At 63.1% G+C, this 8,986-nt stretch carries 6 protein-coding genes; 5 read left to right on the forward strand and 1 reads right to left on the reverse strand.

What is annotated here, in order from left to right; translation table 11 throughout:
- The 4 genes from K1X71_20455 to K1X71_20470 form a co-directional block, all read left to right on the forward strand.
- On the forward strand, nucleotides 1–371 hold a 371-nt coding region (locus tag K1X71_20455; GenBank protein MBX7075520.1), incomplete at its 5' end, for a hypothetical protein.
- Between the two features lie 360 nt (nucleotides 372–731).
- A complete protein-coding gene (locus K1X71_20460) occupies nucleotides 732–2,048 on the forward strand; it encodes a PHP domain-containing protein (protein ID MBX7075521.1) in 1,317 nt (438 codons plus the stop codon).
- 287 nt (nucleotides 2,049–2,335) lie between these two features.
- Nucleotides 2,336–3,247 carry a hypothetical protein gene (locus K1X71_20465; GenBank protein MBX7075522.1) on the forward strand — a complete coding sequence of 304 codons (912 nt, stop codon included), beginning with the start codon at nucleotides 2,336–2,338 and terminating at the stop codon, nucleotides 3,245–3,247.
- 2 nt (nucleotides 3,248–3,249) lie between these two features.
- Nucleotides 3,250–5,883, forward strand: coding sequence for a response regulator (locus K1X71_20470; protein MBX7075523.1), 2,634 nt, complete (start codon nucleotides 3,250–3,252; stop codon nucleotides 5,881–5,883).
- Here K1X71_20470 and K1X71_20475 read toward each other — a convergent pair.
- Nucleotides 5,880–6,842 carry a PmoA family protein gene (locus tag K1X71_20475; protein ID MBX7075524.1) on the reverse strand — a complete coding sequence of 321 codons (963 nt, stop codon included), beginning with the start codon at nucleotides 6,840–6,842 and terminating at the stop codon, nucleotides 5,880–5,882. The two genes, K1X71_20470 and K1X71_20475, sit on opposite strands and share 4 nt — an antisense overlap.
- A 191-nt stretch (nucleotides 6,843–7,033) precedes the next feature.
- Between K1X71_20475 and K1X71_20480 the strand changes: the two genes are divergently transcribed.
- On the forward strand, nucleotides 7,034–8,986 hold a 1,953-nt coding region (locus K1X71_20480; protein ID MBX7075525.1), incomplete at its 3' end, for a dehydrogenase.

Consider the following 8,986-nt stretch of genomic DNA (forward strand, 5'->3'; position numbering starts at 1 on the left):
GCGAGGCGGAGTACGCCGCCCATCAAAAGCTCAAGGCGGAAGGCCGCGCCGGCCCAACTCGCTACCGCTTTGGCCCCGACCTGTGGGGAGACGACATCGACTCCGACATCCACGAGCGCCGTCGCGCCTCGATCTTGTCGGAGCCGTACGATCCCTGCACCCGCGGCAAGTCGCCCCCCGCTGACGACGACGAAGACGAATTTGAATCGCCGTATGGCGATTCACGGCGCAGCGATTCACGGCGCGGCGATGCGCCGCGCAACACCCCGCGCGACGAGCAGGATCTCTACGGCCACGATCCCGAGATCGCCCGCCAGCGCGAGCAGGACAAAAAACCCTCCCTCGTTGACGAACGCCCGAACCAGATTTGAACGCAGCGACTAGCGGTCAGCGGTCAGCAGTCAGCGGTCAGCAGTCAGCGATCAGCGGTCAGCACTCAGCGGTCAGCACTCAGCGGTCAGCACTCAGCGGTCAGCACTCAGCGACTGGCGATCAGCAAAAGCAGAAAAAAACGTCGCGTGCCATGCTCCACGGCGCAGCCGTGGGCATGCCGACCAACGCGCGAGCCCATTTCAGCCTTCGCCCCCGCGGAGCGAAGCGCAGCAGGGGGAGAGGGTGGCCGATAGGCCGGATGAGGGGGGCTTCTCTCCTGCTCCACTCCGTCATCCAGCCCTGCTATCTTGGCGATAGCGTCCGCTCCATCGCTTTCGTGTTCAGAAGGTCAAAATCTCATGCCTTTTCGACTGCCGCCGATTCTGCTCGTAGCACTGCTCGTTTCGGTCCCAGCGGTCTCGGCCGATGGCTTGGCGCGATTGGCGCCCGCCAAGCTGGCCGCCGTGCAAGCCGCCGTGGCCGAACTTGCCGCCGAACGCCGGCCGGTGGAGGTAAAGCTCGAAGGCTACGAGGACTATCGCGCGATTTTGCATTGCCATTCGCTGTTGTCGCACGACAGTCGCAGCAAGCTGGAAGAAATCATCAAGGCGGCCAAAGAGGTCGGCGTGCGCGTGATTATGTTCACCGAACACCCCGCGCCGCATTACGACTACGTGAAAGACGGCCACCAAGGCATGCACGATGGCGTGCTGGTCGTGCCCGGCGCCGAGACCAACGGCTTTTTGGCCTATCCGATGCAAAGCATTCAAGACCAAAAGACCGAAACGCCGCAGCAACTGGCCGACGCGATCGCGGCCACCGGCGGGCTGAGCTTTCTCTGTCATCTCGAAGAGCGGATGGACTGGAAAATCGCCGGGCTGACCGGCATGGAGATGTACAACACCCACTTCGATTTCATGCAAGAAAAGCGGCTGGTGTCGGCGCTCAAGAACCCGCTGACGCTGCTCGCCTTGCTGCCGAGCCTGCAAAAATATCCGCAAGAGTTCTTCGCCGCGCTGCAGGACTACCCGGCGGAGTATCTGAAACGCTTCGATGAGTTGTCGAGCGAGGGGCGACTGACTGGCGTGGCGGGCAACGACTCGCACCACAATGTCGGCATGCGCACCATCCTGCAGGAGAACGGCAAGGTGCTGATCGAAGACCGCCTGGGACAAAAACTGACCGAGCTGGATCCAGAAAAAATCGCGCTGATCCAATCGTTCGTCAAGGACAAAAAGCCGGGCGACGTGGTGCTCGAGCTCGATCTCGATCCGTACGAGCGCAGCTTGCGGCACACCAGCACCCATTTGCTGCTCACCGAGCAGACCGTGCCAGCGGTGTGGGACGCGCTGCGGCAGGGGCGCGCCTATGTCGCCTTCGATTGGATCGCCGATCCCACCGGCTTTCTGTACTTTGCCGATACCCCCACCGCGGCGGCGCCCATGGGCAGCGAGATACCGCTCACAGCAGAACTGAAGCTGCGCGTGGCCTCTCCCTTGCCGGGCATCATCAAACTATTGCGCGATGGCGCCGTGGTCGAGGAAACGCGCGCCCGCGAGTTGAGTTTCGAGGTGCGGGAGCCCGGCGTCTATCGCGTCGAGGTGTGGCAAAATTTGGACGGTGATCTGCGTCCGTGGATTCTCACCAATCCGATTTATGTGCGACCGGCGAGCTGATAGCAGTCCGCCGGCGGCGCGCTTTACCCGCCAGCGCCCACAACTTATATTGAGAGCTGATGAGCCATCTGCTCGATGACGATCGCCATGAAGTGCGATCCGTCGGCGCTATGTTGCGCGTTTCCTGCCGTGTGCCGCCGCGCGTTCAATTCGACGCGTTTAACTCGACATTGGTCGCCGCGCGGCGCCATTCACCTGCCTGTGTGCACCCGCGCGCGACCTGTTCGCCGCTCGCCCACCGACCGCGAATTGGCCAAACCTCTGCTTGTCCACCACCGGAGAAACCGTTGATCCTTACTCACCAACGACTGCCGGCCTCCCAGGGTGTTGACTATCAGCACATTGTTTTCCCACGCGAGGCGCCGCGCCGCCGCAGGGCGCATCTGCTGTTCGACGGGTCGCGCGTCGACGCCGCGCGCCAACCGACGTTGAGTCAGCCCGAGTTCGACTTTTGCGAACGTCTCTTCTCGCTCGCCGGTTTGGCGCTGTCGAACTACCGCCACGCCATGGTGCGCCGCCGCTTGCCTGCCTGTCTGCGGGCGCTGCGGTCCAAGTCGCTGGACGAGGCTTGTATTCGGCTCGAAAGCCGTCCCGAACTGGCGACGGTGGCCATCAATCGCTTGCTGGTTGGCGTGACTGGTTTCTTTCGCGACGAGGCGGTCTTCGCCCGGCTCGAACACTTGCTGCCGACGCTCGCGCGTTCAACGCGCCCCTTGAGCGTTTGGAGCGCGGGTTGCTCCGATGGCGCCGAACTTTACTCGCTGGCCATGTTGCTCGCCGAGCACAAGCTGCTGGCGGGCAGCTATCTGCTGGGCGCCGACTGTCGTCCCGCCGCCATTGCCGCCGCGCGTGCCGGACAGTACGACCTGGCCAGTATCGAAGCGGTGCGCCCCGACCGGCGAACCCGTTTTTTCAATATCTCCAGCGGACAGGCCACAATCACCGCCGAACTGCGCGCCGCGGCGCGATGGCGCGTGTCGAGTTTTGTCAAATACTTCGAACCGGGCGAGTGGGACATCATCTCGCTGCGCAACACCGCCATTTATCTGCGACCCGAAGTGGTCCGCGGTCTATGGCAACGCATTGAAGCGGGGCTGAGGCCCAATGGGCTGTTGGTCGTTGGCAAGGCCGAGCGGCCGCTCGGCGCCACGCGTTTGCATCAGGTTGGACCCTGCATCTATCAGCGAGCAAGGAGGTAAGCATGCCGCCGCTTCAACAATTAACAAGGGAAGGCGATGTCTTGTCGCGCGTGCTAGCATCGGTTGGCGTGGCGCTGTTCATGGTGACGGCAGTCGCCCAATGGGTGGTGCCCGACGATATCTATCTGACCGTGCTGTTCAGCCTGGCTGTTGCGCTGGTTACCTGGTCGCGCGAGCCCAAGCTGGTGTGGACCGTCGCCATCCTGGGCGTCATCAATGCCAAGCTGGACCTGCTTCTGCTGACGAGCACAATCAACGCGTCGGACTGGCTCGACCTGGTCATCAGTCGCGGTATCGCCGTCTTGGCCGTATTGTCGATGGCCGGCATTGGGCACCTCCGGATTGTGGCTGAGCGCACCTCGCGATCGCGCAGTGAACAGATTGAAAAGCAAAACGCTGAATTAGCGGCGATCAACAGCGAACTGACGCGCCGCGAGGAAAAAATCCTGCACCAGAACGAAGAACTGCAATCGCAAACGGAAGAGCTTGAACGGCAGGGCGAGGTTTTGCGAGTCACCAACGACGATTTGGTGCAGTGGGAGCAGATCCTCGAACAATTGCTGGCGCTCTCTCGCGCGGTCATGGCCAACTTGGCGCGCGACGAGATGCTGGCGCGCATCTGCGAGGCGCTGGCCGCGCTGACCGACAGGAGCCCCGCCGCGATTCTGGAGATGAGAGGAAGCGAACTGGTGGTGTCGAGTCACCAGGGATTTGGCGACCAGAGACCAACGCGCGACGTCATCCCTCTCGCAAGCTCGTTCGCTTACATGGTGATTTCCACAGGCCAAACCGCTTTCATTGAAGATCTCGAATTGCGACCCGATTTGGAACTGGTGCAACCGGTTGGGGCGCCCCGCTTCCGTTCCGCGTTGGCGGCGCCGCTGCGGATTCATGGTCGCATCGTGGGCGCCATCGCCGTGTATTCCCATCGTCCGCGCATCTGGACCGAAATGCAGATCGCCATGATCGAATCGCTGGCCGCCCAGGCCTCAATCAGCCTGCAAACGGCGGAGATGGTGGCTGCGGTCCAGCGCGAACGCAAACGCTTTGCGGCCGCGTTTCGCACCGTGCCATTCGGAATGCTGGTCTGCGACGACGCCGACTGCCGGAGCGTGCGCCCCAATCCGGCCGCCGCCGCCATGCTCGGTGTCGCCACCGACGAAAATATCGCTCCGACCACACCGGCCGGCGCCCGTGTGTTTCGCTCGTTCCACCGTGGCGGGCAGCCATTGTCGCCGGCCGATCATCCCTTGCAGCGCGCGTGCCGCGACCAGGAAGTGACTGGCGAGGAGCTGACCTTGCCGGCGCCGGGCGGCGGTCGGCTGGAACTGCTGGCCAGCGCCGCTCCCATCCATGACGCCAATGGCGCGGTGGTGGGCGGAGTGTGCGCGCTGGCCGATGTGACCGCGCAGAAAACACTGCAACGCGAACTTGACTTGCGCCGCCGCGAGGCCGAGGAAGCCAGCACCCGCAAGACGCACTTCCTGGCGGCGGTGTCGCACGACATTCGCACGCCAGCCAACGCGATCAGCCTGATGGCCGAACTGATTCGCCGTTACGCCGCCGATCCAAACATGACCGGACAAATTGCCAGTCTGGCCGACGACCTCCAGCGCAACACCTTGTCGCTCATCGAACTGATTGGCGATGTGCTCGATATGGCGCGCTTCGATTCGGGTAAGAGCGAGCTCGTCGAAAGCGAGTTCGCGCTTGCCGATTTGGTTGAGCAAGAACTGCGTCAGCATTTGCCCGCGGCGCAAAAGAAGGGTTTGGAGCTGATCGCCAATTCGTTGCCTGGCTCGCTTTGGCTCCGCACCGATCGTGTCAAGCTGGCGCGGGTGCTTGGCAACCTGTTAGGCAACGCCATCAAGTTCACGTCCAGCGGCTCGGTGCGTGTCAGCGTCGAGGCCAAGCATGGTCCCGACCGGGCAGTGGCGATTCAAGTTCGCGATACCGGCTGCGGCGTTCCGCCGGAGTTATTGCAGTATATTTTCGACGAATTCCGGCAACTGCATAACCCCGCTCGCGACCGCAGCCAGGGCGCGGGGCTGGGGCTCTCCATCTGCAAGCGGCTAGTGGAATTTCTTGGCGGCACGATTCAAGTGGAAAGCCAGTTGAGCGCTGGCAGCACATTCACGGTGCTCTTGCCGGCTTCGATCGTGGTCCACAACACCGCCGACGATCCGGCCGGCAACGGCGCGCTGCGCGCCAAGCTGACCGGACTATTGGAGTGCCGACTCGATTCGCTGCGCGTATTGCTCGTGGAAGATCACGCCAGCACCCGCAATGGCACCGCGCAAATCTTGCGTGGCGAGGGGGCGGCAGTCACCGAGGCCGCCGACGGCGCCACCGCGCTGGCCTGCCTGATGCGCGACGACTTCGATGTGCTGCTGTTGGACATGATGCTGCCCGATCTCGACGGCCGCGAGGTGCTGCGCCACGTGCAAGACGCCCCGCCGGCAAGCTTGCAGGCGATCTTCGCGCTCACCGGCGACGTAACCAGCCAGCGCAAGGCCGAAATCCAGGCCAGCGGCGCGCATGCCTTGTTTGCCAAGCCAATTGATGTCGAGCTACTGATTGAACAATTGCGCGAGTTTGTCCCCGGCTTCGAGACCAACGGCGTTTCTCAAAACTAATGGTCTGCCGACGGTGGGGCGATCTGCTGCAACACACTGCTCGCCGCGCTCGTCGTGTCGGGGTCGGCCGCGACCGGCAACTCGCGCACCAACAGCGCATATCCCAAGCGAAAGCGCTCCCCGCGAGCCACCACCACGCGGCTCGGTTCGCCATCCGCGAGCGCGTGCCGGCCAAACGGGTTGGCCGCCATCAGGCCATAGTCGCGCACGTGGAACCAAGCCGGTCGAAAGTTGCTCGCTGCGGGGATCAAAGTGACGGCCACCCGCCGATCACCGATCACGCCTGAGTAGTCGCACCATGCGGCGGCTTGCCCCCAGGCTTGTTTCTCGTTGCGCTGCTCGCGACTGTTCACAATCTGGCCGCCGCGCTCCACGATCAATGGCGTCGCCATGCGGATGCCGAGTCCCATTTCTTCTTGATCGCCAAACACGAACTCGGCCTCGTCGTTGGAGAATTCGCTGTCGATTGTCAGCACATAGCCAGCTTCATGCGGCAGCCAGGCGTAACGGCAGGTTTCCTGGCAAACCACACCATCCCCCGTCGCGCGACGATACGTGTTCCGCACCGTAAAGCCGGCGCTGGCGCCACCTGTCGGCTCCTGCACAAGGCCCGCGTGCTCGACCGGCGCTTTGAGTCGCCAATAATCCTCGCCTCCCAGATCGCCAAACGCGAGCCACATTCCCGGGTGGAAGGTGTCGTGATCGGTGAGGTCTTCGCCGGCGACCGGCGGATGCCGCCGCGTGACGCGCAGGCCCCCGTTGGTGAACAGATCGCATAAATAGGGTCGCGAGATCTTGGCGTCGCCAAACACGTAGGTCGCGATGGGTTGCTCGCCGAGTCGCACGATCAGTCGTTCGGCGCCGCGCTCGATGCGAAAATCTGGCGGTTCGGCCAATGCGGAGCGCGACCAACCGACAAGCAATCCGCAGACAAGCGAAACGAAAGCGATGCGCGACATACGATTTCTCCTGCCGTTTCTCATCTCGGCGCCGGCAGCGTAACCCGCTTTCAAGTTCGCTGCCAATGGGCGAATGTACAAAAACGTCGCTGTCGATCGGCGCCGCAGGAATTTATAATGGGCGCTCGTCACAACTTGGGGAGATTCTGCCGATGCCGTGTCGCCGTTCGATACCTGCCGTACGGTATGGCATGTTTTTCATTTTGTACGTAGCGATCGCTTGCCGCTACGCCACCGCCGGCGATTCGATTCCGTACAATCAAGACGCTCCACCCGGTCCCGCGCTCTCGGCCGCGGAGGCCGCTGTCCGCATGACCGTGCCTCCCGGCTTCTCGGTCGAAGTGGTGGCCGCCGAGCCCGATTTGATCAACCCGGTGGCGATGTGCTTCGACGAGCGCGGCCGGATTTGGGTGACCGAAAGCGTGGAGTATCCTCGTTCCGACGCCGGCCCCGGCCGCGATCGCGTCAAAGTGCTGGAAGACACCGACCGCGATGGACGCGTCGATCGTGTGACCGTGTTTGCCGACGGGCTGAATATCCCGTCCGGTATTGCCGTGGGATACGGCGGAGTTTGGGTGGCCAACGCGCCGGACATTTTGTACCTGCAAGACACCGATGGAGATGGTCGCGCCGACCGCCGCGAGGTGGTGGTGACTGGCTTCGGCCGCGACGACACGCACGAACTGCCCAACTCGCTCACCTGGGGTCCAGACGGATACCTCTACGGCCTCAACGGCGTGTTCAACAAGAGCGTGGTGCGGCAAGGAGACCGTGAGTTCGAATTTACGGCCGCGATGTTTCGCATCCATCCGCGCACGCGGCGGTTTGAGCTATTTGCCGAAGGCACGAGCAACCCCTGGGGCATCGCCTTCGATCCCAGTGGCAGCGCCTTTGTCAGCGCTTGTGTGATCGATCACCTCTGGCATCTGGTGGAGACGGGCTACTACCACCGCCAGGCGGGCGCCTATCCGGCGCATACCTGGAAGATCGAATCGATTGTCCAGCACACGCATCAAAAGGCCGCGTATTGTGGGCTGCACTTCTTCGATAGCGACGCCTATCCGCCCGAGTATCGCGATCGGTTGTATATGGGCAACATCCACGGTGGCTGTTTGAACGTGGATGTATTGGAGCGGCGCGGTGCAACCTATTTTGCCCGCCCCGCGCCCGACTTTCTAACGGCCAACGACGCCTGGTTCATGCCGGTGGCGCAAAAGACTGGACCCGACGGATGCTTGTATGTGCTCGATTGGTACGATCGTTACCACTGCTATCAAGACGCGCGGCGCGATCCCGATGGCATCGAGCGCGGCCGCGGCCGACTGTATCGCGTGCGCTACGGCGATGCGCCGCGCGCCCCAGCGTTTGACTTGGCGCGCGAGACCGACGACGAACTGCTGCGTCGATTGGCGAGCCCGAATGTTTACTTCCGTGATCAGGCGCAGCGGCTGCTCTCCGAGCGCCAAGATCCGGCAACGCGGAACAAACTGGAGCGCTTGGTTTTCGACGAGTCGGCGCCGCGCAAAGCGCGTTGGCATGCCCTGTTGGTTTGTTGCTCGACCGACGAGCCGCATCCCGAGTTTGAGCGAGCGCTGCTGAATCATGCCGACGAAGGACTGCGCGCCTGGGGGGTGCGACTATTGGGAAATCGGGGTGGGTGCGACGACGCGGCCGCCGCTCGCATCGCCGAACTGGCGCGCGACCCGTCTCCTGACGTTCGCCTGCAAGTGGCGATCGCCGCGCGCAAGATTAGTGGCCTTTCGCCCATGCCGATCCTGGTCGAAACGCTCAGCGCAAGCTGCGACGATTCGTTGATTCCGCGCGTGGTGTGGCGCAATTTGCAAGCGCTGCTGCCGGACCAGTTCGACGCGCTGGTGGCAGAGCTTGAGCGGCATCCCTTGCCCCTTGGCGATATGAAGGCCGAAGTCTTGCGCCGTGCGCTCGAATGTCTGCCAGCCGACCGTGCCAAGTCGTCGGGGCGCCTGTTGGCGCAGGCGCTGGCCGATCAAATAGACAAGGCCAGTGCCCGCGCCGTGATGCTGGCGATTGTCGACATGGTGCGCGAAGAAAGACTGAATCCAGCGGACGTCGCCGCGCTGGCGCCGGCCGCCGCCCGCGCCATGCGCGAACGCGGGCAGGCGCCC

It is taken from the genome of Pirellulales bacterium, assembly GCA_019694455.1.
Lineage (GTDB): Bacteria > Planctomycetota > Planctomycetia > Pirellulales > JAEUIK01 > JAIBBY01.

Coding starts and splice junctions, on each gene's coding strand:
- K1X71_20460 (MBX7075521.1), top strand. CDS start 732: ATGCCTTTTCGACTGCCGCCGATTCTGCTCGTAGCACTGCTCGTTTCG.
- K1X71_20470 (MBX7075523.1), top strand. CDS start 3,250: ATGCCGCCGCTTCAACAATTAACAAGGGAAGGCGATGTCTTGTCGCGC.
- K1X71_20475 (MBX7075524.1), bottom strand. CDS start 6,842: ATGTCGCGCATCGCTTTCGTTTCGCTTGTCTGCGGATTGCTTGTCGGT.